General features: G+C 46.1%; 23 protein-coding genes. 7 read left to right on the plus strand and 16 right to left on the minus strand.

What is annotated here, in order from left to right:
- Positions 1 to 42: 42 nt before the first annotated feature.
- The 3 genes from sdhB to A0126_RS10615 are packed head-to-tail and all read right to left on the minus strand — an operon-like array spanning position 43 to position 3,249.
- Entirely contained in the window at positions 43 to 849 is an 807-nt protein-coding gene (gene sdhB / locus A0126_RS10605; RefSeq protein ID WP_088837567.1) for a succinate dehydrogenase iron-sulfur subunit, read from the minus strand.
- Positions 849 to 2,612 carry a succinate dehydrogenase flavoprotein subunit gene (gene sdhA / locus A0126_RS10610; protein ID WP_088837568.1) on the minus strand — a complete coding sequence of 588 codons (1,764 nt, stop codon included), beginning with the start codon at positions 2,610 to 2,612 and terminating at the stop codon, positions 849 to 851. The genes sdhB and sdhA overlap by 1 nt, the downstream gene beginning before the upstream one ends.
- Positions 2,613 to 2,631: 19 nt before the next feature.
- Positions 2,632 to 3,249, minus strand: coding sequence for a succinate dehydrogenase cytochrome b558 subunit (locus tag A0126_RS10615; RefSeq protein ID WP_088838509.1), 618 nt, complete (start codon positions 3,247 to 3,249; stop codon positions 2,632 to 2,634).
- A gap of 214 nt (positions 3,250 to 3,463) precedes the next feature.
- Here A0126_RS10615 and A0126_RS10620 point away from each other — a divergent pair, with 214 nt between their 5' ends.
- Both A0126_RS10620 and A0126_RS10625 read left to right on the plus strand, forming a co-directional pair.
- The gene (locus A0126_RS10620; RefSeq protein WP_088837569.1) at positions 3,464 to 3,883 is read left to right on the plus strand and encodes a YslB family protein; all 420 of its coding nucleotides are present in this window, start codon (positions 3,464 to 3,466) and stop codon (positions 3,881 to 3,883) included.
- A 95-nt stretch (positions 3,884 to 3,978) separates the two neighbouring features.
- The gene (locus A0126_RS10625) at positions 3,979 to 4,593 is read left to right on the plus strand and encodes a PH domain-containing protein (RefSeq protein ID WP_088837570.1); all 615 of its coding nucleotides are present in this window, start codon (positions 3,979 to 3,981) and stop codon (positions 4,591 to 4,593) included.
- An 81-nt stretch (positions 4,594 to 4,674) separates the two neighbouring features.
- Here A0126_RS10625 and uvrC read toward each other — a convergent pair whose 3' ends face one another.
- Positions 4,675 to 6,459, minus strand: a complete 1,785-nt coding sequence (uvrC, locus tag A0126_RS10630) for an excinuclease ABC subunit UvrC (RefSeq protein WP_088837571.1) — start codon at positions 6,457 to 6,459, stop codon at positions 4,675 to 4,677.
- 82 nt (positions 6,460 to 6,541) lie between these two features.
- Between uvrC and A0126_RS10635 the strand changes: the two genes are divergently transcribed.
- Positions 6,542 to 7,864: a dihydrolipoyl dehydrogenase family protein gene (locus A0126_RS10635; protein WP_088837572.1), complete on the plus strand. Its 1,323-nt coding sequence runs from the start codon at positions 6,542 to 6,544 to the stop codon at positions 7,862 to 7,864.
- Between the two features lie 20 nt (positions 7,865 to 7,884).
- Positions 7,885 to 8,262, plus strand: a complete 378-nt coding sequence (locus A0126_RS10640; RefSeq protein ID WP_088837573.1) for a VOC family protein — start codon at positions 7,885 to 7,887, stop codon at positions 8,260 to 8,262.
- Between the two features lie 454 nt (positions 8,263 to 8,716).
- On the opposite strand, the gene trxA is transcribed toward A0126_RS10640, so the two are convergent.
- The 11 genes from trxA to zapA all read right to left on the minus strand — a co-directional run bounded on the left by trxA (position 8,717) and on the right by zapA (position 20,005).
- Positions 8,717 to 9,025, minus strand: coding sequence for a thioredoxin (trxA, locus tag A0126_RS10645; RefSeq protein WP_029331102.1), 309 nt, complete (start codon positions 9,023 to 9,025; stop codon positions 8,717 to 8,719).
- Between the two features lie 190 nt (positions 9,026 to 9,215).
- The gene (locus A0126_RS10650; protein ID WP_088837574.1) at positions 9,216 to 10,178 is read right to left on the minus strand and encodes an electron transfer flavoprotein subunit alpha/FixB family protein; all 963 of its coding nucleotides are present in this window, start codon (positions 10,176 to 10,178) and stop codon (positions 9,216 to 9,218) included.
- A gap of 15 nt (positions 10,179 to 10,193) precedes the next feature.
- Positions 10,194 to 10,967 carry an electron transfer flavoprotein subunit beta/FixA family protein gene (locus tag A0126_RS10655; protein ID WP_088837575.1) on the minus strand — a complete coding sequence of 258 codons (774 nt, stop codon included), beginning with the start codon at positions 10,965 to 10,967 and terminating at the stop codon, positions 10,194 to 10,196.
- Positions 10,968 to 11,044: 77 nt separating this feature from the next.
- The gene (locus A0126_RS10660) at positions 11,045 to 11,623 is read right to left on the minus strand and encodes a fatty acid metabolism transcriptional regulator FadR (RefSeq protein ID WP_051667299.1); all 579 of its coding nucleotides are present in this window, start codon (positions 11,621 to 11,623) and stop codon (positions 11,045 to 11,047) included.
- A gap of 72 nt (positions 11,624 to 11,695) precedes the next feature.
- The gene (locus tag A0126_RS10665) at positions 11,696 to 13,369 is read right to left on the minus strand and encodes an AMP-binding protein (protein WP_088837576.1); all 1,674 of its coding nucleotides are present in this window, start codon (positions 13,367 to 13,369) and stop codon (positions 11,696 to 11,698) included.
- Between the two features lie 219 nt (positions 13,370 to 13,588).
- Positions 13,589 to 14,482, minus strand: coding sequence for a YitT family protein (locus tag A0126_RS10670; RefSeq protein ID WP_034800851.1), 894 nt, complete (start codon positions 14,480 to 14,482; stop codon positions 13,589 to 13,591).
- Between the two features lie 188 nt (positions 14,483 to 14,670).
- Positions 14,671 to 15,078 carry a DUF350 domain-containing protein gene (locus tag A0126_RS10675; RefSeq protein ID WP_029331108.1) on the minus strand — a complete coding sequence of 136 codons (408 nt, stop codon included), beginning with the start codon at positions 15,076 to 15,078 and terminating at the stop codon, positions 14,671 to 14,673.
- A 10-nt stretch (positions 15,079 to 15,088) separates the two neighbouring features.
- Positions 15,089 to 17,455 carry an endonuclease MutS2 gene (locus tag A0126_RS10680; protein WP_088837577.1) on the minus strand — a complete coding sequence of 789 codons (2,367 nt, stop codon included), beginning with the start codon at positions 17,453 to 17,455 and terminating at the stop codon, positions 15,089 to 15,091.
- Positions 17,456 to 19,171, minus strand: coding sequence for a DNA polymerase/3'-5' exonuclease PolX (gene polX, locus A0126_RS10685; RefSeq protein ID WP_088837578.1), 1,716 nt, complete (start codon positions 19,169 to 19,171; stop codon positions 17,456 to 17,458).
- 45 nt (positions 19,172 to 19,216) lie between these two features.
- Positions 19,217 to 19,765 (minus strand): CvpA family protein, encoded by a 549-nt coding sequence (locus tag A0126_RS10690; RefSeq protein ID WP_088837579.1) that lies wholly within the window; start codon positions 19,763 to 19,765, stop codon positions 19,217 to 19,219.
- A 3-nt stretch (positions 19,766 to 19,768) separates the two neighbouring features.
- Complete coding sequence (gene zapA / locus A0126_RS10695; protein WP_012371043.1) at positions 19,769 to 20,005, minus strand: cell division protein ZapA; 237 nt, start codon at positions 20,003 to 20,005, stop codon at positions 19,769 to 19,771.
- A gap of 120 nt (positions 20,006 to 20,125) precedes the next feature.
- On the opposite strand from zapA, the gene rnhC reads away from it, so the two are divergent.
- Positions 20,126 to 21,052, plus strand: a complete 927-nt coding sequence (rnhC, locus tag A0126_RS10700; protein ID WP_088837580.1) for a ribonuclease HIII — start codon at positions 20,126 to 20,128, stop codon at positions 21,050 to 21,052.
- Positions 21,053 to 21,066: 14 nt separating this feature from the next.
- Here rnhC and A0126_RS10705 read toward each other — a convergent pair whose 3' ends face one another.
- The gene (locus tag A0126_RS10705) at positions 21,067 to 22,536 is read right to left on the minus strand and encodes a UDP-N-acetylmuramoyl-L-alanyl-D-glutamate--2,6-diaminopimelate ligase (RefSeq protein WP_088837581.1); all 1,470 of its coding nucleotides are present in this window, start codon (positions 22,534 to 22,536) and stop codon (positions 21,067 to 21,069) included.
- Between the two features lie 133 nt (positions 22,537 to 22,669).
- Between A0126_RS10705 and A0126_RS10710 the strand changes: the two genes are divergently transcribed.
- Entirely contained in the window at positions 22,670 to 23,332 is a 663-nt protein-coding gene (locus tag A0126_RS10710) for a response regulator transcription factor (RefSeq protein WP_088837582.1), read from the plus strand.
- Entirely contained in the window at positions 23,316 to 24,701 is a 1,386-nt protein-coding gene (locus A0126_RS10715; protein ID WP_088837583.1) for a sensor histidine kinase, read from the plus strand. Before A0126_RS10710 ends, A0126_RS10715 begins: the two co-directional genes overlap by 17 nt.
- The last annotated feature ends 72 nt before the right edge of the window (positions 24,702 to 24,773 follow it).

Here is a 24,773-nt window from a genome sequence, read left to right on the forward strand (position 1 = left end):
TGAATATAAAAAGAAGGAGCAGCGCCCCTTCTTTTTTATGAATTAATTGCTAACCGCTTCTCCTGTACGACCTTCGTCGCTACCGAAGAATTTTTTGAACGAGTGTAATGTCGTCTGACGGTTCATTGCCGCAATCGATGTCGTAAGCGGAATCCCTTTCGGGCAGACCTCAACACAGTTTTGTGCATTACCGCATTGCATGATACCGCCATCTTCCATCAATGCTTCCAGGCGCTCTTCTTTATGATAGGCACCTGTCGGGTGTGAGTTAAAGAGACGAACTTGTGAGATCGACGCCGGTCCGATGAAGTTTGAACGGTCATTGACGTTCGGACATGCTTCAAGACAAACGCCACACGTCATACATTTTGAAAGTTCATACGCCCATTGCCGTTTGTTCTCTGGCATCCGTGGTCCTGGACCAAGGTCATACGTCCCATCGATTGGAACCCATGCTTTTACTTTTTTGAGTGCGTCAAACATCCGTTGACGGTCAACTTGTAAGTCGCGCACAATCGGGAACGTCTGCATCGGTTGCAAACGAATCGGTTGTTCGAGCTTATCGACGAGTGCTGTACAGGATTGACGTGGTGTCCCGTTGATGACCATCGAACACGCACCACATACTTCTTCAAGACAACCCATGTCCCAGTTGATCGGCGTCGTTTTTTCACCTGCCGCATTGACAGGATTCCGGCGAATCTCCATCAATGCTGAAATGACGTTCATGTTCGGACGATACGGGACTTCGAAAGCTTCATCATAGGCTTTTCCGTCCGGTCCATCCTGACGTTGCACGATGAACTGAACCGGTTTTTGTTTTGTTTCTTGTTCGAGTGGTGTCGCCATTATGCTTTCACCTCTTTCTTCGACTTCTTGCTGTAGTCGCGTTTGCGTGGTGGAATCAGTGATGTATCGACTTCTTCGTAATAGATTTCAGGATGACCGTTTGTATAACGTGCCATCGTCGTTTTTAAGAACCGCTCATCATCACGCTCTGGGAAGTCTGGCTTGTAGTGGGCACCACGACTCTCGTCACGTTGAAGGGCACCGAGTGTGATCGCTTCCGCTAAATCAAGCATGTGATCGAGCTGACGGATGAAGGATGCGCCCTGGTTACTCCAGCGTGCCGTATCCGTCGCCGAGATCCGCGTGAAACGTTCCCGTAATTCTTTAATCTTCGTCAACGTCTGTTCGAGCTTATCGTTATACCGGACAACGGTTACGTTATCCGTCATGACTTCACCGAGCTCACGGTGGATTTGATACGCATTTTCTGTCCCTTCCATCGCCAAGATATCATTGAATCGATCGATTTCAGCGATTTTATGCGCTTCAACGACCTCTTCCGGCATATCATGGACAGAAGTTTCAAGTTCGTTCATATAGGCAATCGCTGCTGGACCCGCAACCATTCCGCCATAAACGGCAGAGAGAAGTGAGTTCGCACCGAGACGGTTTCCACCGTGCATCGAGTAATCACACTCACCAGACGCGAACAATCCTGGGATGTTCGTCATTTGATCGTAATCGACCCATAATCCACCCATCGAGTAATGGACGGCCGGGAAGATTTTCATCGGTACTTTCCGTGGATCGTCACCAACGAACTTCTCATAAATTTCTAAGATACCGCCGAGTTTGACATCAAGCTCTTTTGCGTCTTTGTGTGAGAGATCGAGATACACCATGTTCTCCCCGTTGACACCGAGCTTTTGATTGACACAGACATCAAAGATTTCACGTGTCGCGATATCACGCGGGACGAGGTTTCCGTATGCCGGATATTTTTCTTCAAGGAAGTACCACGGTTTCCCGTCTTTATACGTCCAGACACGTCCGCCTTCACCACGTGCCGATTCGCTCATCAGACGGAGCTTGTCGTCCCCAGGAATCGCTGTCGGGTGGATTTGGATGAACTCACCGTTCGCATAAATCGCACCTTGGCGATAGACCGCTGCAGCTGCCTGACCTGTATTGATGACCGAGTTCGTTGATTTACCGAAGATGACGCCGGGTCCACCCGTCGCTAAGATGACCGAATCCGCTGCAAATGCTTCGATCTCCATCGACCGTAGATTTTGACACACCGCACCACGACAAATCCCTTCTTCATCAATGATTGCGCGAAGGAATTCCCATCCTTCATACTTTTCTACCAAACCTTGCGCTTCAAACTTACGTACTTGCTCGTCAAGTGCGTACAGTAATTGTTGTCCTGTCGTCGCTCCCGCATAAGCCGTCCGGTGATGGAGTGTTCCTCCGAAACGACGGAAGTCGAGTAAACCTTCCGGTGTCCGGTTAAACATGACGCCCATCCGGTCGAACATATGAATGATTTTCGGAGCCGCTTCTGTCATTTTTTGAACAGGCGGTTGGTTCGCGAGGAAGTCGCCCCCATACACCGTATCATCTAAATGCTGGTAGGGAGAGTCACCCTCCCCTTTTGTATTGACCGCACCGTTGATGCCGCCTTGGGCACAAACGGAGTGTGATCGTTTAACGGGTACGAGTGAGAATAACTTTACTGGTACACCTTGTTCTGCTGCTTTTATCGTAGCCATCAACCCGGCAAGCCCTCCACCGATGATGACAAGATTTTTGTTCGCCATGTTGTCAGTTCCCCTTTCCTTACAACACGCCTGCAAACGTTAAAATCGAGCGTACGCCTACAAACGATAAACCGATGAATACGAGGGCTGCCACATAAGACATCGCGCGTTGAGACGCTGGTGACTGTGTGATTCCCCATGTGATGCAGAACGTCCAAAGTCCGTTCGCAAGGTGGAATGTCGTCGCTAGAATCCCGACGATATAAAACGTGAGCATGAATCCGTTATCGACGATGTTTTGCATCATGCTTGCATTAACTTCCGTCCCCATTGCTGCCGCAATCCGCGTTTCCCAGACATGCCATGTAATGAACACGACGAGGAAGACACCTGTGAAGCGTTGTAAGACATACATCCAGTTCCGGAAGTATGTATAACGTCCTGTGTTCGCGGAACCTGTGAATGCGATGTAAACACCGTAGACACCATGTAAAATGATGGGTATGAAGATGACAAACACTTCTAGAAACAGTCGATACGGAACGTTCCCCACGAATTCCGCAGCCTTATTGAAGTCTTCCTCCCCTCGAACGATGAAATAGTTCGTCGTAAGATGAGAAAGCAAAAATAACCCGATTGGAATGACGCCGAGCAGTGAGTGTATTTTACGACTCACGAAATCACGATTGTTCGCCATCCAAATCCCCCCTTTTGTTTGCCAATCAAACGTTGGCGCATTTTGGTAGAAAAGCGCTTTCATAAGGAAATTCGTCTTTTCATCACTTATTCTACTCCTGTCCTTTTTATAAGACAACCCGAGCCGTTGCATTTAACTGCAAATTTTTTTAGGAAAACAATGACCATCGAGAATTAGCTCGCTATAATAGTTTCAGAGATAGGAGTGAATCATCATGGAATCAACACCAAACACCGCGTCAACATTCGGCATCGAACTGATCCGCGATTACGTGTTAAGCGATCTACTCGGTAACGATTATCGTCAAGTCATCTACTGGGCAGGTAAGCGACTTGCCCGGCAATTCCCCGTGTTGAACGAGGACGAATTAATTCCTTTCTTCGTAGAGGCCGGTTGGGGTACCCTCTCCCTTACGAAAAAAAAGGGGACGACTTTTTCTTTTGAACTTTTACCACCGGAATCAACTAAAGCCGAGCGACCGACCGGCTATTTTCAACTTGAGGCGGGCTTTTTAGCCGAACAGGTTGCCAAGTTGAACGGATTTGTCGCTGAAGGATATGCTGAGATGGGGAAAGAGTGCGTACATATTACCATCCAATTCGATCCGAAAGATCCTCTTGATCGTTCGAACTGATACGTGTTTCTCTAAGACGATTCGTGTTAGCATGAAACTTTTTTCGTCACGTAATCGTATAAAGTAGTCGATCATATATTCGAGGAGGAATTACGATGTTCAAGAAATTAGCAGCAGACTTAACAGGATTCAGCGATATCGGTCAAGTCATTCATCCGGACGATTTTGATAAAGCCGCCGCCGACGATTACGTGCTCCATGAGGACGGCGAAAAAATTTATTTTTTAATCAAATCCAAAAGTGATGAGTACTGCTTTACGAATTTAGCATTGATTCACCTCGACGGGGAAAGCGCAGTCAGTTCAAAGCGTGTCCTCTATCGCTATCCGTACGCCCATTATCCGATTCGTCATGTCATGTTCGAAACAGCAGGAACGGTCGACTTGGATGTCGAGATCAAATTCGAAATCGGCGGAAAGCATTACTCGATCGACGTCGATAAAAAACAACTCGAACATGTCAAAGACCTTTATAAAGCACTTCTTGCGATTGCTGAAAAGCAATATGAAGGACAAAAGATGCTCGAGTTCGCCAATAACTCGCTCAATCATTCCGTGACGATTCTCGGTGGCATCCGACAAGCTGAAATGGATGTTCCACAAGCCTTTAAAGCATTATCACAAGAATCGTTTGATTGGTTAGAAGGACATTACCACCGTTGGAACCAAAAAGACTTCGGAGCGTTTTACGAAAAATATATCAACAACTAATTTCGTTAACGTAGAGCAACGCATCTTCAGATTCTAATGCACACCAGTAGGGGACCTCCGTCAATCGGAAGTCCCCTACTTTCATTCTTCATTTTCTTGACTCAAATATTCCGCGACCGATTCAGCCAATTTTACAGGTAGACCGGCTTCCGTCAACTGTTCGATATTCGCTTTCTTTAAGCTGCGCATCGAACCGAAATGGCGAATCAACTGCTGACGGCGTTTTGGGCCGACACCCGGTATGTCATCGAGTACCGAGCGGGTCATCCCTTTCGAACGTAATGATCGGTGGAAGGTGATTGCAAAACGGTGAACTTCATCTTGCATGCGCTGGAGAAGATAAAAGGCACTCGAGCGCGGATGGAGTTCAATCAGTTGCCCACCTTCACCGAATAATAGTTGGCTCGTCCGGTGTTTATCATCTTTTTTGAGCGAACCGACGGGTAAATCCAAACCGAGCTCGTCTTGAATGACTTCCAGCGCTGCATTCAATTGTCCGAGACCCCCATCAATCAACACTAAATCGGGAAGACGTGCCCCTTCTAGCAATAAGCGACGATATCGACGACGGACGATTTCGCGCATCGATTCATAATCATCCGGTCCCTTGACCGTCTTAATCTTAAATTTACGATACTCTTTTTTAAGAGGTTTTCCGTCTTCGAACACAACGAGCGCCGAAACGGCGTCCGCCCCTTGGATATTGGCATTATCGATGATTTCAATTCGCGATAACGGATGAACATCAATCGCGTCAGCCAGTTCCTGGACTGCCTGGACCGTTTTCTTTTCATCACGCGCAATCAATTCAAACCGTTCTCCAATTGCGTTTTCGGCATTCTTCGTCGCTAGATCGAGTAACTTCCGCTTCGATCCACGGACCGGTACATGAACGCGAATTCCGACTGCCTCTTTCAATAACAGTTGATTAACGAGTGGCGGAACATACATCTCGCTCGGTTTGATATTCTTTTCGTAGAACTGAACGATGAAACTTTCTAATTCTTCCGCAGGTGTCCCGTAAATCGGGAACAGAGACACGTCTCGTTCAATCATTTTCCCTCCCCGTAAGAAGAAGACCTGGACACACATCCACCCTTTGTCGACGTAAATTCCAAAAACGTCACGGGACGTCAAATCTGCCGTAATCATGTTCTGTTTGTTCATGATGGAGTCGATGGCGCGAATTTGATCACGTAGTTCGCCTGCCCGTTCAAATTCCATCGCTTCTGCCGCTTCGCCCATCTTCGTCTGTAAAGATGCGACGAGCTCTTTTGTTTCTCCCGATAAAAAACGACGGATTTCTGAGACGAGTTCTTTCTGTTCCGTCTCTAAACCCTGAATTTCGCACGGTCCAAGACATTGTCCGATGTGGTAATAGAGACAAAGCTTCTTCGGCATCGGCTGACACTTACGTAGCGGATAAAGGCGATCAAGCAGACGCTTCGTCTCGTTAGCGGCATACGCATTCGGATAAGGTCCGAAATAATGTCCTCCATCTTTTTTTAACTTCCGGGTCGTAATCAGCCGCGGATAAGTTTCATTCGTAATTTTTAGGTACGGATAGGACTTATCATCTTTTAACATGATGTTGTATTTCGGATCATGTTTTTTAATCAGCGTCATCTCGAGGAGTAACGCTTCGAGTTCGCTCCCTGTGATGATATATTCAAAATCACGGATATCCGCGACAAGTCGTTCTGTTTTCAAATCATGCGCTCCTGTAAAATAGGACCGGACCCGATTCTTTAGATTTTTAGCTTTTCCGACATAAATGACTTCTCCAAATTCATTTTTATGCAAATAACAACCTGGTTCGTCAGGTAAGAGGGATAGTTTCGCCTTGATATGTTCTTGATGGCTCACAAAAATGTCTCCTTCCACCGTTTTTAGTTTTGCCTTATAGGGTAAAGATCTTACAACGATTATGACACATGGAGGATAAAATATGCGTACATATGATTGCATTATAATTGGAACAGGCTCTGCTGGGAATCAAGCAGCTTATAAATTCGTCGAGAAAGGATTTCGCGTCGCGATAATCGAAAATTTCACTCCAGGTGGAACATGCGCTCAACGTGGGTGTGATGCAAAAAAAATTCTTTTGACTGGCAGTGAAACGAAAGATGCTGTCGAGAGATTGCTCGGTTATGGTCTTAAAGGACTCATCTCCATCGATTGGCGTCAATTGATGGAACGAAAAAATGAATATACACGTGCCATCCCGGAACAAACACGTGCGCGTTATGACGAGATCGGAATCGACTATTTCCACGGTGAACCCCGATTTCTCTCGAAGGAACGGATCGTAGTCGATGACACTGAACTCGAAGCGAAACACTTTTTGATTGCCACTGGCTTACGACCACGCGAATTGTCGATTCCAGGAAGCGAACGCTTCTTGACGAGCAATGAATTTTTAGAATTACGAGATGTCCCGCGGCGCCTTGTCTGCATCGGCGGCGGATATATTTCATTTGAGTTCGCTCACCTCGCCCGCATCGCCGGGGCAGAAGTCACGATCGTGTTACGGTCCCGTCCTTTAAAACAGTTTGAACAGGAACTTGTCGAAGTGTTGCTCGAAGCGACTCAAGCACTCGGGATTAAAATCGTGCATAGTGCAGAAGCTGTCTCCTATCATGGCACGACGCTTCAACTATCAAATGATACGACGGTCGAAACCGATGTCGTCTTAAATGCTACCGGTCGTGTCGCGAGCGTCGACCAGCTCGACCTAGAAAAAGCAGGTGTCGAATACGAAGAAAAAGGCATCCATGTCAATGAATACCTCCAGTCGTCTACTTCAAACATCTTTGCTGCAGGTGATGTCGCGCTCAGTGGCAATCCTGCCTTAACCCCGTTTGCAGGAACCGAAGGGAGTCTTGCGGCACATAACATGATTGAAGGACCTTCTCGAAAACTGGAGTTATTACCGGTGCCGAGCGTCGTCTTTACTGCACCGAACGTCACGCAAGTCGGGCAAACGGAAGCGGCTTTGAAAAAAGCCAACATATCTTATCGCGGTCACTTGATCGATACCTCTTCCTGGCAGACGAATGTCCGCATCAAAGATCCCTTCGCGCGTGCTAAAGTACTGATTGGTGACGATGATCAAATTCTCGGCGCTCATTTCATCGGGGTTCACGCCGCTGAACTTGCGAACTATTTTTCATTCGCAATGCAACACCGAATCCCAAGTTCCGCTTTGCAACAAACGAGTTTCGCTTATCCGACACCCGCTTCCGATATTTCTTCGTTACTCGTTGATTAAATTTTTGTCAGGAGGTTCCGATGATTCGTTACGGCTATACGATCCTTTACATTGATGACCCCAAACAGACATTGATGTTTTATCATGAATTATTAGGTCTACCAATCAAAGCGCAGCATGGAAGTTATGTCGAATTTGACACAGGCACGACAACACTCGCCTTTAATACGAAAGAAGATGTACGAACGCTGATTGCGTACGACATCCCGGACAAGACCGGACCGCAGTCACTCGAAATCGGATTCGTTACTGATGATGTTAAGGACGTATACGAACGAATCATCGTAGCAGGATTCCCTTCAATCCTCGTTCCAACGGTTAAACCGTGGGGACAAACCGTCGCTTATGTGCTTGATCCGGACGGTCACCTCGTCGAGCTTTGTTCACCGATGTCTTGACAATGCGCCGTTAGACAATCGTCAGCGACATCTTTCGGCGGGGATCGTCCCACTCGTTTAAACGAACGACCAAAAGAGTGCCTCCGTAGTTCAGGAGGCACTCTCTTTGCGGCGTATGGACAAACTCTTATGAAGAAGCTACAGCAAAGCTGCAGGGTCGCGACAGCTTGCAATCTAAAGCGTCTGTAAGCATGAGTTTCCTTCACGGTATGACCTAAAAAGCGTCACGTTTCGTTGACTCCTACGGGAAAACGTGCGTTTTCAACGCACGTTCAGAGGCAGGCAAGACCCTGCTCGTTGTCCGTGAGGACCAAGGAGCAACGGCTTGCGCCTCGCCCGAGGAAAGCAACGAAAAAAGACGCTGGATCTTCCAATATCACGTTGTTTACAGTCTGAAAAAAGAGTGCCTCCGTATTTCAGGAGGCACTCTCTTCTTTATGAAACATTCAACGAATTAGTTTGATTCAACGAATTCTTTTAATGCATCTTTAGGCATGAAGCCCATTGTTTTATTAACCGGCTCACCGTCTTTGAAGAGAACGAGTGTCGGGATACTTTGTACTTGGAACGCGCCAGCGATTTCTGGGTTAGCGTCGACATCAACTTTAACGATTGTTACGTCTTGCATGTCCGCATCGAGTTCTTCGAGAACTGGAGCGAGCATACGACAAGGTCCGCACCAAGTTGCCCAAAAGTCAACGAGGACGAGTCCTTTTTGTGTATCTTCTTTAAATGATTGGCTAGTTGCGTGTACGATTGCCATAAAATATTACCCCCTAAATTTTAGATTCATTTCATGTTTGCTACAGCAAAAGTGAAATCAACCTGTTTACTGATTTGAGTATAGCACAGCGATGTCGTTCGATAAAAGAAACTGCTCACGACGATTTTTACGCCGCCCACCGTGCAGAAAAAGAGGAGCAGAGGATGATTCCTCCGCCCCACTTTTTAAATTAATGAACGAGCATTTTCTTGAATTCTGCTGTCAATAATGGCACAACATCAAACAAATCTCCGACGATGCCATAATCTGCGACCGAGAAGATATTCGCTTCCGGATCTTTGTTGATGGCGACGATGACTTTCGCATTCGACATGCCTGCCAAATGTTGAATCGCTCCGGAAATGCCACAGGCGATGTAGAGATCCGGTGTAACGACTTTCCCCGTCTGGCCAATCTGTAACGCATAGTCACAGTAATCAGCGTCACAGGCGCCACGAGAAGCACCGACTGCCCCGCCAAGTAAATCCGCTAATTCCTGTAACGGTGCAAACCCATCGGCACTCTTGACACCACGTCCACCCGCAACGATGATTTTCGCCTCTGATAAGTCGACCCCGCCCGTTGCTTTACGAATGACTTCAGAAACGATGGTCCGTAAATCTTTTAGTTCGACCGTTACTGCTTCAATCGATCCGTCCGAACTGCCTTCCGCTAACGGTTCGATGTTATTTGGTCGGACCGTAAACAGTGTTTTACCTTCTGTGACTTTTACCTTTTCAAAGGCTTTCCCTGAGTAAATCGGTCGGATGAACAACGCATCCGCTCCGCTTCCCTCGATTGATGTGACGTCACTGATTAAACCGGCTTCGAGCTTCGCTGCGATTTTGGGTGACAAATCTTTTCCGAGCGACGTGTGACCGAAGACAAGTACGTCCGGTGACATACGGTCAATCAGTTGCATGAAGACTTGTCCATAACCGTCCGGTGTATAGTGAAGAAGACGTGCGTCCTCTACGACGAGAACCTGGTTCGCCCCACGCGTCGCGAGTTGTGCCGCATCTTTTGCTACGTTTTCCCCAATCAAGGCGACGACGACTTCATCTGCTACAAGTTTCGCGGCCGCAATCGCTTCAAACGAAACATTTCGTAAATTACCATCACGTGATTCTGCAAGTACAAGTGCTTTTGACATATCGTTCATTCCCCCTTAGACTACTTTTGCTTCGTTTCGTAATAGCGTAGCGAGTTCTTCGACTTGTGTCGAGATCTCCCCTTCGAGCACTTTACCAGCGGCTTTGTTCGGTGGTAAAAAGCGTTCGACTGTCTCGAGACGTGGTGCTAGTTCATCTTCGTCCAGTTCAAGATCTGAGAGATCTAATTCTTCGAGTGGTTTCTTTTTCGCTTTCATGATGCCAGGAAGACTAGGGTAACGCGGTTCGTTTAACCCTTGTTGTGCCGTGACGAGTAACGGTAACGACGTTTTGATGACTTCCGTGTCCCCTTCCGAGTCACGTGTGACGACAGCATCCGTTGCGTCGATTTCTAACTTCGTGATCGTCGTGACGTATGGTATGTCAAGCAACTGTGCGACACGTGGTGCGACTTGTCCGCTTCCCCCATCAACCGCTACGTTCCCGGCGATGATTAAGTCAACGTCTTGTTCCTTCAGATAACCAGCGAGGACTTCAGAAACCGAGAAATGATCCGCTTCTTCTACATCGTCCTCAATCGAAATACGAACCGCTTTGTCAGCCCCCATCGCAAGTGCTGTTCGTAATTCTTTATCCGCATCTTCCGGTCCTACTGTTAAAACGGTTACGACTCCCCCTTGTGCATCCCGCACCCGAATCGCTTCTTCGACCGCATACTCATCATATGGATTGATGATGAACTCTGCTCCGTCTTCCTCAATCTTACCGTTTTCGAGCTGGATTGCTTCTTCCGTATCAAACGTCCGTTTTAACAACACATAGATTTCCATCACTAGCTCCCCCTTGTCAACTTCTATTCACCATCATCCGTTGTATCCGCTTACAAAAAGCTTGTCTTGAAAAGGGCTTAACTCAGCCCTTTGATCAGCATTCGATGAATACCATGTTGCGTTTCCAATAAATCATATTTAAAGCCACTCGCCATCCAACTCGTGACGACTTCATCAATCGTCCCGAAGACCATTTGTCTCGCCAACCGATAATCCAGTTCGGCTGAGAACTCGCCTGATGCGATCCCATTGTGAATGACACGGTCAATTAAATGAAGATATGGTTTGAGGACGGTCGCAATCTTTTGCCGCATCTCTTGATTTGACTGCCGTAACTCGATTTGTGTGACGACGGCCAAATCATAATCGACGGATAGTTGCTCCAAATGTGCCTCAATCAATGCAGCGAGTTGTTTCGTCGCTGATTGATGATTCGCGATTTGAGCTTCTGAATACTCGATGAAACTCCCCATCTTCGCTTCGAACAAAGAGATCAACAGGTGTTCTTTGTTTTTAAAGTAAAGATAAATCGTCCCGTCTGCGACACCTGCTTCTTTCGCGATGGCTGTTACTTTCGCGCCATGATAACCGTTCTTTGCAATCACTTTGACTGCTGCATCAATGATGCGATCACTCTTAGACATTGTTCTTTTCATAAAAGATATCTCCTAACAAATAAAATGAATGATGGTTCATTCATATTTATTCTACCATGTCTTTCTTTACTGTCAACTGCTTTCTTCCAGCTGTTTTGCCCGTTCTTCTTCGACTAGGACACGGCGGAGAATCTTCCCGACAAATGTTTTCGGCAACTCTTGTCTAAATTCGTAGCGTTTTGGTACTTTGAACGATGCTAAGTTTTTTCGACAGAACTGATCAAGTTCTTCCTCCGTCACGCTCATTTCATCTTTGAGGACGATAAAGGCCTTCACCGTCTCACCTCTATACGCATCAGGTACACCAATCACGACAGCCTCTTTGACTGCAGGATGTTCATATAAAATTTCTTCGACTTCACGTGGATAGATATTAAATCCTGAAGCGATGATTAAATCTTTTTTCCGGTCGACAATCCGGAAATAATGGTCTTCCCCCACATATCCTAAGTCCCCCGTGTGCAACCACCCATCACGCAAGACTGCCTGCGTATCTTCCGGACGTTTCCAATATCCCTTCATGACTTGCGGGCCTCGGACAAGAATCTCACCAATCTCACCTGGTGCTGCTAGCGTCTCACCATCGGCTTGAACGATTTTTGCGATCGTGTCTGGAACCGGAATGCCAACTGATCCTGGAACGCGTTTATCCCAAATGCAGTTCGTATGTGTGACAGGGCTCGTCTCTGACAAACCATATCCTTCGACGATCCGTCCACCCGTCACACTTTCAAATTTCTCCTGGACTTCGACCGGAAGTGGTGCCGAACCGGAAATACAAGCCTCGATGGACGAAAGATCATATTTTTTCAGTTTCGGATGATTTAATAAACCGACGTACATCGTCGGTGCACCCGGGAACAAGTTCGGTTTTTCTTTATCAATCGTTTTCAGCACTTGTTCAATATCAAACTTTGGTAAGATGATTTGCTCATACGCATTAAAAATCCCAAAGTTTAAGTTGCAGGTCATGCCATACACGTGGAAATAAGGAACGACCGCTAATAATTTACGCCCATCACCGCGTGAATATTTATAGAACCAGTGCCCAATTTGTTCGACGTTCGCGCTTAAATTGAAATGCGTCAACATGACGCCTTTCGGTGCTCCTGTCGTGCCACCGGTATATTGTAAAACAGCAATATCTTCTTTTGGATCAATCTCGACCGGTTCAATCGGAGGGTGCTCTCGGTGTGCCAAAAAAGGAATGGATCCCGTCGTATCGACGATGATGTTGTTGTCCTTGCGTGATTTGATTGGATATAGTTTGTTTTTTGGAAATGACAGATAGTCTGCGATGCTCGTCGTCACGACCGTCGTCAAGGGCGTCGATGACTTGACTCGTGTCGCCTTCGGGTAGAGAAGATCGAGGGTGATGAGCATTTTCGCAGAAGAATCGACTAGAATTTGCTCGAGCTCACGGTCCGTATAGAGCGGGTTTACTTGGACGACCGTCCCACCGGCGTATAATACCGCATAATAACTCAGCATATACTGCGGGCAGTTCGGCAACATTAAACCGACACGGTCCCCTTTTTCGAGCCCAGCTTCTTGTAAAACGTGTGCTAGACTTCTTGCTTCTTGTCGTACTTCCTTGAAAGTCATTCGTTTCCCAAGAAAACTCAGTGCCCGTCGCTCCGGAAAATCATCTGCCGCTTCATCTAAAGCTTGGTACAACGGAATCTCACGATAGTCGATTGATGCGGGTACTTGCTCTGGATAATCCTTTAACCATACTGAATCCATTCAAATCCCTCCCTGTGACTGAATTACTATTCATTTTTATTATACGTGTTATTTCCCCTTTACGGCTACTATTGGCTAAAAAAAGTTAAAAAATTCCTCTTTTCATGAAGACAGGTTTTCTTATGATTAAGGACTTCATCAAAAAAAGCCTACCGTTCACAACATATGAACAATAGGCTTGAAACATAACATTTAATTTTAGCCTGACCTCGCTTCATCTTATCGTGAAGGATACGTAAATCCTTCTCCGATGACTTCACGTACTTTATGAATGACGACGAAAGCTCGTGGGTCTGCTGCTTCGACGATTTGTTTTAGTGGCGCGAGTTGGCGTTTATCGACAATCATATAGAGCATGTCATTTTTTTGTTTCGTAAAATGACCATGACTATGGATGACAGTCGCACTTCTTCCGAGTGTTTCCGTCAGCACAGTCGCAATCTCTTCTTGACGGTGACTAATGATTGTGACCGCTTCTCGAACATTCAAGCCTTCGCTGACGAGATCAATCAAATAAGAGCCGATGATGATTGCAATCAATGTATACAGCATCGTTTCTTCACCGAATAAGAACCCGGACGCTCCGACAACGATGACATCGATGATAAACATCGAGACTGCAATCCCGAGGTTCAAATATTTATTCATCAGACGGGCGATGATGACACCACCACCTGTCGTCCCCCCTGCGCGGATAACAAGACCGATTCCGACCCCGATCAAAATCCCTGCGTAAACTGTCCCGATCAGACGATTATCTGACGAAGTCGTGAATGATGCCGTCGTCGAGAGGACGAAGGATGTCACCGCAACCGAGATGACCGAGTAAATCATCGTTTTCCGACTTAAGAAACGATAGCCGATGATGAAGAGAATAGCGTTCGCAAGGAGCGAAACAAGTCCCGGATCCCAGCCATACAGGTAATAGAAGATCACCGTAATCCCAATTAATCCACCTTCAGATAAATCATTCGGTATCGTAAAGTAATTGACGCCAAATGATAAAATGGCGGAACCAACGATAATCCAAAAAATATCCTTCCACGAGATGGCTTGCATGGCTTCGAATGCACGTCGTCTCGTTTCATTTGTTGTTGTTTTTCTGACATTCATTCAATGTTCCTCCTTCATATGAAAAGTAGTCCTCACTCCATAAAAATTCCGCACTGAATGAAGTTCAGTACGGAATGATCACTTAGCAAAGCCAGTTCTTTTAATTCATAAAGATCCATAACAATCCGACGACTAAAAAAGCAATCGAGACACCAAACATAATTTTTGCTAACCGTTCTAACACAAGTTCACCCCACTAACGCAGAACCGATGACGAATGACATCCCAATCGAGAGAGCACACGCAATGATACCGACTGCGATGTTTCCTTTTTCGATTTCTCGGTCTACTGGGAGATTAGGTGTCAAGAACTCAAAAATCCAATAGGTCGAGATTAACAATAAAAATCCAAAGGCACTCTCTAAAAAAATTGCCCCGACACGTTCTTCACTTTGGACAGCGAAATGAACGATGTTTGCGAGTCCGATGATTTTTCCGCCTGTCGCTAGAGCAACAGCGATGTTTCCACTCTTGATATGTTCCCAGTTCCGATACCGTGTTGTCAACTCAAACAGTGCAAGACCCATGATAATTAAGAGACCCGCAACTGAATAGAGCGCCGTCGTATAGACGTAGACGTTTTCAAAGATGTTCATTCGCGTTTCCTCATTTCAATTCGATGATTGTCACGCCATGTCCACCTTCACCTTGACCACCGAGTCGAGACGTCTTCACGTGACGATTGCCACGCAAGTATTCCTGCACGCCTTGACGCATCGCACCCGTCCCGAGTCCATGAATGACACGGATATGATCATAGTTCGACAATAACGCCTGATCCATGAAACGTTCCAGTTTCGATAGACCTTCTTCTACCCGTACACCGCGTAAATCGAGTTCGGCTAACGGAGACGATTGTTTTGTGATACTTGAACTTCCTGACCGTTTCGTTGTCTTCTGGGTTGGTTTGGCTGCTCCGATTTTAGCGAGATCACCGGGCTTGACGTTGACTTTCATGATACCGACTTGAACCGTGTAGTCGCCGTTTGAGTTTTGATTGATGATGTAGCCTTTTTGATTGAAGGTCGTCACTTTGACTTCTTCACCTTTAGCAAACGTCGGCGTTTTATCATGTTTCGCTTTTACTTTCGCAATCCGCTGATCTTGTAAGGTCGGTTTTGCTTGTTCGAGCTGCTTGCGGGCTTCAATCAATTCATGTTCCTTGACGGCACCTGCATCACGGAGTTCTTTCAGGCGTTTGATAACAGCCTCCGCCTCTTTTTGAGCGCGTTCGACGGCTCGTGTCGCTTTTTCTTCTGCTTTCGCTAAAATTTCATTTTTCTCCTCAAAAATTTCAGCTTGTTCCTGTTCGAACTGTTCGCGCTCTAATGTCAGTCGTTCTTTTTCTTGTTGTAGTTCTTGCTCGAGCGATTCGGCACGTTGTTTCGCTTCCTCGAGTCGACCAATCATCGTTTCGACAGACTGAGCATCGCTTCCGACTTGACCGCGTGCTGCCTCAATCACCATGTCCGATAAACCAAGTCGTTTCGAAATTTCAAAGGCATTCGAGCGACCCGGGACACCAATCAGTAAACGATAGGTCGGGCTGAGTGATTCGACATCAAATTCCATCGAGGCATTGACGACACCTTCACGATTATAACCATAAGCTTTCAGTTCCGAATAGTGAGTCGTCGCGGCGACACGTGCTCCGCGACGCTTGACTTCATCGAGAATCGCAATCGCGAGTGCCGCCCCTTCCGTCGGATCAGTTCCTGCTCCGAGCTCATCAAATAGGACGAGGCTCATGAAGTCAATCTTCTCCATCATCGAGACGATGTTCGTCATGTGTGAACTAAACGTCGAGAGATTTTGTTCAATCGATTGTTCGTCACCGATATCTGCATAAATCGCATCAAAGACACTCAGTTCCGTTTCGTCGGCTGCCGGCACGTATAATCCGGACTGGACCATCAGTTGCAGAAGACCAATCGTCTTCAACGTGACGGTTTTCCCACCGGTGTTTGGTCCAGTGATGACGAGTGATGTAAATTCGCCACCTAAGGAAACGGTGATTGGGACGACATCTTCATCCGCGATGAACGGATGGCGCGCTTCTTTTAAGACGATTCGCCGCTCTTCATTCAAGCGTGGCTCGACGGCACGGATTTGATGACCATACAACGCTTTCGCCATGATGAAATCGAGTTCTGCCAACACATCGAGATTAATCCGTAACGAATCTCCGACTGCACCGACAAGTGCCGATAACTGGGCTAAAATGCGTTCGATTTCGGCACGTTCTTTGAGACGCGCTTCTTGGATTTCGTTATTTGCGGCAACGACGGCTTGTGGTTCGATGAACAGTGTTGCTCCAGACGCTGATTGATCGTGGACAATCCCGCCAAATGCTTGACGGTATTCTTGTTTGACCGGGACACAATAACGGTCGTTTCGCATCGTGACGATGGCATCCGACAACATCTTCGATTTACTGCGTAAGACACCGTCGATTTTCGAACGGACTTGTCCTTCGAGTGAGCGCAGCTGACTTCTTAACGACCGTAGTTTGTCACTCGCAGAGTCTTGGACGACGCCTTGGTCATCAATCGCATGACGAATCCCTTGTTCGATTTCAACGAGCTTCGTAATTTGCTCGATTCGGCTGTCGAGTGCCGGCAATCGTAAGTCGGGATTGTCCTCGTGCAGCCGTTCTTGAAAAGCTTTCACTTGGCGTCCGGAGTAAACGACGTCTGCTACAGCCAACAATTCACTCGTCGAGAGGATTGAACCGATTTCAGACCGTTTGACTTCACTACGCACGTCCGTTAAACCGCCGAACGGATAACGGTCGCGTAGACGATAGACCGTCGTCGCTTCCGTCGTCACGGCTAAGAGTGCTTTGACTTGTTCATAATCTTCTGACGGTTGCATATTTTTGACGAACTGTGCTCCGAGCGAGCTAGCCGTTTGTTTGATGAGTAAGTCTTTCAATTTATCATATTCTAAGACGCGTAATGCGTTAGCATTCATTTAATCCACTCCTAAACGTTTTCGATCAAAGAAGGCACGCGCCTCCTGCGCCGTCCACGTATTGATGACATCTGTTGGTTCCAAGTATGCTTTACGTGCATGGAGGACTCCAAGTTTCATGTCTTCTAACATTTCTGGACGGTGTGTGTCCGTATTAATCATGATTTTAACACCCGCTGCCTTTGCTTTCGCGAGCGAAGCCGCCGTTAAATCAAAACGTGCCGGGTTCGCATTCAGTTCAAGCGCTGTCCCTGTCTCTGCCGCCAGTTCAATCAGGCGATCAACATTGACGGCATAACCTTCGCGCCGACCGATGATTCGTCCTGTCGGATGGGCAATGAGTGAGACATAAGGATTACGACAAGCATTTTCTAACCGTTGCATGATTTCAGTTTCCGTCTGATCAAACTTCGAATGAATCGAGGCGATGACGTAGTCCATTTCCTGCAAGAACTCATCCTCATAATCAAGTGATCCATCCGGCAAGATATCCATCTCGACACCACATAAGATTGTCATGTCGGGATGTTTCTTACGCGCGGCTTCAATCTCAACACGTTGTTTGCGTAAGCGATCTATCGTCAATCCGTTGACGAACTTCATGTATTGGCTGTGATCCGTGATGGCCATCCACGAGTAACCGCGCGCAGCACAAGCATCGACGAGTTCTTCGACTGATAAGGTTCCGTCCGACCACGTCGTATGCATATGGACATCCGCTTGGATATCTTTTTCCGTAATCAGTCGCGTCAAATCTTGTTCAAACTCGTGGCGCCCGCTACGTAACTCTGGTGGGATGAACGGCAAGTCATACCGCGCGAATAATTCATCCTCTGTTTGTGGTTGGAACAAACCGTCTTTCGTCTCGACACCGTATTCCGAAATACTCTCACCACGTTCTTTTGCGAGTTGCCGCATCCGAACATTATGATCTTTCGACCCTGTGAAGTGATGTAACGTCGAGGCGAATGCTGCGTCGTCGACTAAGCGGAAGTCGACTGCGATATAGTTCGTATCGCGTTTTAAGACGACCGATACTTTCGTCTCACCTGCCGCGATGATTTCATCGATTTGCTCAAGCTCGAGTAATTGTCCTTTGACGACTTCTGCTTGATCTGTCGACAAAATAAAATCAAGATCCTTGCACGTCTCTTCCGCGCGACGGAAACTTCCGCCAACTGCGAATCGGATGATTCCTTCAAATGCCGTTAGTGTCTGTTCGAGTTCACTTACGATTTTTCGCATGACACCGTACGGTAATCGTTCCGGTCGTGTTTCAAAGGTTTCGAGTGCCTTCACGTATTTTTCGACTGTCTTTTTCCCGAATCCCGGCATCGCTTCGACTGTACCATCCTCCAGTTTTTCGGCAAAGGAATCTGCATCGATGACACCGACATCATGTAATTTTGCGAGTTTCTTACCTCCGAGACCTGGAATCTTCAGTAGCGCAATCAGACCTTCTGGCACTTCTTGTTCCAGTTCCGAGAGTGCCGTACTCGTGCCTGTCGTCCGGAATTCTTCAAGGACCGCCGCTGTTCCTTTGCCAATCCCTTTCATCGCTGTGAAATCTTCAATGTCCATGAAATCGTGTTCTGCCGCTTCTAATATACTTGCCGCCTTACGAAAGGCATTGATTTTAAATGGGTTTTCACCTTTTACTTCGAGATAAACGGAAATCCGTTCTAAATGTCGAATCGCATCTTGAGTCGTTCGCATCGTCAATTCTCCCCTCAAAAAAAGCCCCCAGTTAACGGGAGCGCGTTATTTTATCAAACCGACTTTCGTCATGAGCCATTCCGCTAATAACGGTGTATGTTGAATCATGAATGTCGCCAAGCTCGAATTCGCAATGGCATCTTGAATCGATTGGACTGGCGCAAAAGCTGCCAAAAATAGAATCAAGAACACGAAAATATACATCTCGATGAATCCAAATATACCGCCGAGTAAACCTTTCACTTGTTTTAACACTGGAATGTTCGTCAAGGAATCAAACATCGATAAAATCATTGATAAAATGATTTTTGTCCCGAAAAACAGAACGATGAACCAAAATGCTTTATAAAATACTTCATCTAACCCAATTGAGCTCGGAATTGAAAACATCGTTAAATCAATTCCAGCATCGTCGAGTGTTGATGGATATGGAACCCATAATTTAAATTTTGCAGCTAACTCATCATAAAACGAGAGTGCCACGATGAACGAGATCAACAGACTCAGTAAATGTCCTGCTTGCAAGACAACGCCTCGACGGACACCTGTCATCGTTCCTAATGCGAGAAATAATAAAATAACAAAGGTAATCATAGTTTAAAGTTCACCCAAATTCTTTTTGATTTTTACGTAATCACTACCAATATTGAGAGCCGCTAAAACGGCAATTTGACGAACGTCGAGTTGTGGTGCTTGGTCTCGAATTTCCCGAATTTTTGTATCGACGAGGAGACCCACTTCACGTACGTGTTCTGGCGACTCCGTCCCGACAATCGTATAATCATTACCTGCGATATGAATCGTCGTCCGGTTCAGCCCTTCTGAATCAGCCATTATTCTGTCCTCCTCATACTTTGCTTCTTTCATATAGTACCATCATTTTTGAAATAGGAAAAGAAGTCCACCATCGGTCTAGAGGATGGTATGCTTGTTGTCTGAAAGGATGATCTATTTATGGGAACCGTCGTTTTAAAATTACCAAAGGATAAACAAGAAGTCGTTATTTCTGATTTTCAAGCTTCTCGTATCACATCGCCACCATATGCCCGCTTTGCTGCACGCACGAAAACCTGTGTCGTCACCATCTATAATTCAGGAAAAGTAATGTTCCAAGGCACAGAAGCTGAGGCGATTTCTGCCCGTTACGGAGCCCCGCTCTTAAAGAAAGCCCCTTCTACTGCGAGTGGACTGCTTCCGAGAGACTTCTCGACTTGGTCAGTCATCGGTAGTGATGAAGTCGGGAAAGGAGACTTCTTTGGTCCGCTCGTCGTCGTTGCCGCCTATGTAGATGCACAACAAATCGAGCTCGTCCAAGAACTTGGTGTGCGTGATTCCAAAAATGTCTCGGACATCGAAATCCGAAAGATTGCCCGCGACCTTCATGCCGTCATTCCGTACGAATTCCGAATCCTTCATAATCCAGACTACAATCGGATGCAGCGTACGATGACACAAGGAAAGATGACGGCACTTCTACACAATTCAGCGCTAGGTGGTCTGCTCGAAAAGCTCGAAGCCACTCCAAAAGCGATTCTAATCGATCAGTTCGCAGAAAAAGCGACCTATTATAAACACTTGTCTGGTGAAGTAAACCAAGTCAAAGAGAACGTTTATTTTTCGACGAAAGCAGAAGGACTTCATGTCGCTGTCGCAGCAGCATCCATCCTCGCCCGCGCGATCTTTTTGAAAGAGATGGATGTACTCAGTCAACAAGCGGGTACAGAAATTCCGAAAGGTGCAGGTGCAAAGGTCGATCAAGTCGCTGCATCACTTTTATTGAAACACGGTCCAGATCAATTAAAGAACTGGACAAAATTTCATTTTGCTAATACAAAAAAAGCGACACAATTAGCTGAAAAACGAAACCGACCATCATCCTAAGGAGTGGTCGGTTTTTAAATGGCTGACTCTTTTCCTTTCAAACGCCCTAACTCCGCGAGAAGAATTTTCGTTTCATTGAACGGGACACCTTCAGTCCCGATTCGCTCGATTTCTTCGTGTCCTTTTCCGACAATTACAACGCGTTTTCCTTCGAGCGCAATTTCAGCTGCCGCGAGCAAGGCATTTTTTCGATCTACGTGACAAGAAATGATTTTATCAGACGAAATATCCACGCTCAGTTCATCAATAATTTGTCTTGGATCTTCTCGTCTCGTATCGTGAACCGTGACGATAATTCCTGCACAATATTGTGCTGCAATTCGTCCCATTTCCTGACGTTTCGTCCGGTCACGTTCACCCGCTGCACTTAATACGACGTATAATGCCTCATTCGAAACGGATAGCGCTTCTAAACATTTTCTTAACCCGTCTGGAGTGTGCGCATAATCGATATAAATTTCCGTTCCTTCAAACGATAGCCGCTCGAGTCGCCCTTTGGGTAAACGAAGCGACGGGATATGTCGAATTAATTCATACATGTTGACCTCGCCTGTTTTCATCAATCCGATCGCGGCTGCTAAATTGGCCGCATTAAAGTTTCCGAGTAGCGCGATTGGGACTTCAGTAGTCGTTCCGTCAATTCGAACATTTACAGATTCCTCTCGCCACTCGACTACAATTGATGCTTCCGATTCTATCTTTGTCGAATACCACGTGACAGGAACATTTGCCCCGGCCCGCTCCATGACGTGACTCGCCGCATCTTCCTCATTTAAGACGAGTCCCTTCCCGTCATTCCTCGCTACTTGTTGAAACAACATGCCTTTCGCTTCCGCATACTCTTCCATCGATTGATGATAATCCAGGTGGTCATGTGAAAGGTTCGTGAACGCCGCTGCGTGGAAGGATACACCTTCTACACGTCCCTCAACTAACGCATGTGACGATACTTCGAGCATGCAGTCCGTTACGCCATTGTTGACCATTTCGTGTAATAAACGATGTAAGATGACAGCTTCCGGTGTCGTATTTGGTGTCTCAAAACGTTGCCCATCAATCAGAGCACCTACCGTACTGATCATTCCCGTTCGTCTTCCGGCAGCTCGAAACAAGTCGTAGGAAAGTTGCGTCGTCGTCGTTTTCCCATTTGTTCCAGTAATACCGTAGACTCTCATCTTTTGACTCGGATGGTCATAAAAAAAATCAGCAATCTTTCCTGCTGCTTGTTTCGTATCCGGTAAGAGAATCGTTGGAATCCCTACTACCCCGACTTGTTTTTCAGCAAGAATCGCAACCGCTCCGTTATCTTTTGCTTCTTGTACATATTGATGCCCATCTACCGTATAACCACGAATGCAAATGAACAGGCTCCCCGGCTTCACTTTGCGTGAGTCCGTTTCAATGCTTGTAATCACTGGGTTTTCTTCAGTCGTTAACTGGAAAGGCGAAAGCAAGTCTGACAGTAATTTGTGTTGATGATTCATGGTGTTCGCTTCCCTTCTATGTTCAAAATCCGAATTTGATTTTGATCCATTCTAGCATTTTCTAAACAGTCTTCCAGTAATCTTCAGTTAAACTTCAGGTAAGTATGCTACAACTAAAGTTGAGGTGAAAACTATGACACATATATTAATAGCAGAAGATGAATTCGACATTCGTGAACTGCTTACGGAATTACTTGAATCAAGTGGATATAACGTTTCCTGTGCCACAAATGGGATGGAGGCATTAAAGTTATATCAGTCCGATTCATTCGATTTAATCATTTTAGATATCATGATGCCCTATTTTGATGGTTTTGAAGTCGCACGCAACATTCGAAAGCAATCACAAACACCAATTATTTTTTTGACGGCCTTGCAGGATGAGGAAAATCAAGTGAAGGGATTTGACCTTGGAATCGATGATTACATCGCCAAACCCTTCTCACTTCGGATTTTACTACGAAGAATTGAAGCGATCATCAGACGAATCCAAACGAACTCTGAAGAACAACTCTCTTTTCGAGAGATTACCCTATTTCCGTCAAGCTATAACGTTTTAATTTCAGGAATTCAAACGACGTTGACCCTCAAGGAATTTCAAATCCTTCATTTATTACTTGAAAATCCTGGACGAGTCTTAGAGCGCGAACAGTTGATTCAACAACTTTGGGGATTCGATGCATTAGGAGATACACGTTTTTTAGATACACATATTAAAAATTTACGTAAAAAAATTGATTTACCTTACATTCAAACCGTGAAAGGGGTCGGCTATAAACTTGAAGCGACTAATTAAACGTCCACGCATCACGGGAAAACTTTTTTTCCTGACGATGAGTTTGTTGATTGTGGCAGTTCTTTCGACGATTGGTTTTTTATATGCGACATTACCTTCTTATTATCAAAGTTATCGGGAAGAGCAATTTCACGCGACGATGGCTTCTCTTCAAGAAGAGAGCACGCATCTCTCGAGCGAAAATCTCCTTCCGCTGCTCGATCAGTTAACGGCAAAAGGGATTCGTTTTTCCTTATGGACGGAAGAAGATCAATTGTTATACGCACCTGGTTTTGGACGTGGACCGGTTCGACGAACTGCCAATACTTCTCCTGCTGGAATAATTCAAGATTCAATTCCGCTTCAATTAGTAGACCAAACTGTCATTTTAGATGTCGATCAGATGATTCAGCCAATCGATGAAGTCAAAAGCGTTATTTTAAAATTAGCGCCCTATATCGTCTTACCCTTGCTTCTGCTAGCAGGTCTTGCCGCCTATCTGTATTCGCGCATCATCTCACGCCCACTCTTAACAATTAATCAAGCAACAAAAGAACTGGCGAACTTGAATTTTTCCGTCCGAACCCATCATACTTCTGCCGATGAACTGGGTGATTTGTCACGAAGCATTAACCAATTGGCGACTAAACTTGAAGTCACGATGGAGTCGCTTCAAACATCCAACGAACAATTGCGGTTCGAGTCCGAAAAAGACCGTAAGCGCGATGCGGAACGTCGTCAATTATTCCTAGCCATCTCACATGAACTCAAAACACCCGTCACCATTGTGAAAGGTCAAATTGAAGGAATGCTGTTAAACCTCGGTGCCTATCGTGACCGGGATCATTATCTAGCTCGGGCGGGGCACGTCATCGAAGATATGGAGCGACTCATTGCCGAATTGTTAGAAGTCGCCCGTGTTGAGCAAATGAATCTTCAACTCACACCAATTAACCCGCTCACATTAATCAAGCATCAATTGCAACAGTTCGATCAGTTAATTGTCGATCGCAACCTCGACATCGTCCTCATAGAAAACGAGTTGACTGTTCAAACCGATGCCCAGTTACTTGAACGGGCACTCCATAATCTCTTGATGAATGCGATTTCCTATACCGCTATAAATGGAACGATTCAAATCGAGTTCGAACAAGGAGACGAGTTGACGTTGCGCATTACAAATTTCCCGACGACCCAAGATTCGAGTGAGACCGCTGCCTGGTTTAATCCTCTCGAACGCTCTGAGCAATCCCGAAATCGTATGCATGGTGGCAGCGGGCTCGGACTTTATCTCGTTCATCAAATCATGGAACGACTAGACATCGATGCTACTCTTCAAGGAAGTCCCAATCAGGTTCAATTTGCAGCACGGTTCAAATCAATCGTTTAAGATTTCCTTCTTGCCAAACACTAACTTCATTCGTTATACTCCTTTAAGTTAACTAGTTAACTTAAAGGAGGT

This window comes from Exiguobacterium sp. N4-1P (assembly GCF_002214325.1).